The sequence below is a fragment of the Shewanella sp. 11B5 genome, from assembly GCF_002836795.1.
GTDB lineage: Bacteria > Pseudomonadota > Gammaproteobacteria > Enterobacterales > Shewanellaceae > Shewanella > Shewanella frigidimarina.
The window spans coordinates 1-1,147 of record NZ_PJAP01000159.1 but is presented as its reverse complement, the minus strand read 5'-3'; the positions used below and the strand labels follow the sequence as shown (position 1 = coordinate 1,147).

Genomic DNA, 1,147 nt, shown 5'->3' with positions numbered 1-1,147 from the left:
TCATGTTTACGTTCAGATTAACGTCAGCTATTAACAAGCAAATAAATCAGGACTCAATCGAGTATATTTTCTCATTGGATCAGCTAGACTAAAAAAATGTGATGGAACACCAAACGATAAAGGAATTTCAATGAATATGTACAATTCAAGCCAATTAATCAGTTCAAAACTGCTCTACAGCCCAGATCCAGCATCAAAAAAATCAAATTCCTATAGCATAAAGTGTACTAATTAATCTGGATTCGGCATAGGCCAAGTTCAACAAGTGATTTAAGCCATGCAAATAACGCAATGTATAAATGCTAAAACGTTATATGACAAAGTTAAATGTCTTAGATTTTGACGATTGATTAGAACCGTTACTTTTAGGGAAAATAATATGGATGTTTTACAAGCTTTTTTTGTCACAATTGTATTGGTGTTATTTAGTAATACATATGCATTTGGCTCATCAGACATGGAATTTGATAGTCAGAAAAATGATATTTTTGCTGCTATAAAAAAAGATGAAAACTTAAAGCCCCATTTTACTTATGAAAGTTCTATATCGAACTTTGTTAGTGAAAATCAATGTATTCGTATTAATCATAACCTTCACAAAGGTGAACGTCAAAAATCCAAAAGGGCATTCAAGTGGGTAATCGATGTGCCCACAAAGGGAAAGATTTCAAGTAAAGAAGCCATTGGTATTAAAGAACTAAATGCCTTAGTCACAGTAAAGCTTCTCTCAAAAAAAACAGTCTATATAGATATCGATTCCATAAAACAAAAATTTAATAGGTATCGCCTTACTGTGAAAGGTTGGAAGGAGTCGGTTGGTAGGGATTGTTTTTACCTTGGTAAAGCGAAACACCTTTCCGTAACCAAGGTAAAAAAAATCCAAGTACCGATTAGCCGCGACAGTAAAGAAACTCTTTATAAAGTAACTACTATAGTCGGGATTGCTAGAGAACAAAAGTTACCTGATTGGGCAAATCATCAAGATGTACGACAGGCTTTCCCTCTTGTTGATAAATTAGTTAAAGGGTATGAGCGAATAATTTCAATGAATAAAGTCAATGGTCAGTGGGCTGAATATCTGTCACCGTCTTCTATAAAACGAATGGCTAAGTCAGGGAGGACCCAATCGAGCAATTATTTTAATACC

At 34.1% G+C, this 1,147-nt stretch carries 1 protein-coding gene; it reads left to right on the top strand.

All coding sequences use genetic code 11. From position 1 onward, the window contains the following. Window positions 1-379: 379 nt before the first annotated feature. Window positions 380-1,147: hypothetical protein (locus tag CXF78_RS01320; RefSeq protein ID WP_145991317.1), on the top strand; the 768-nt coding region annotated here is incomplete at its 3' end.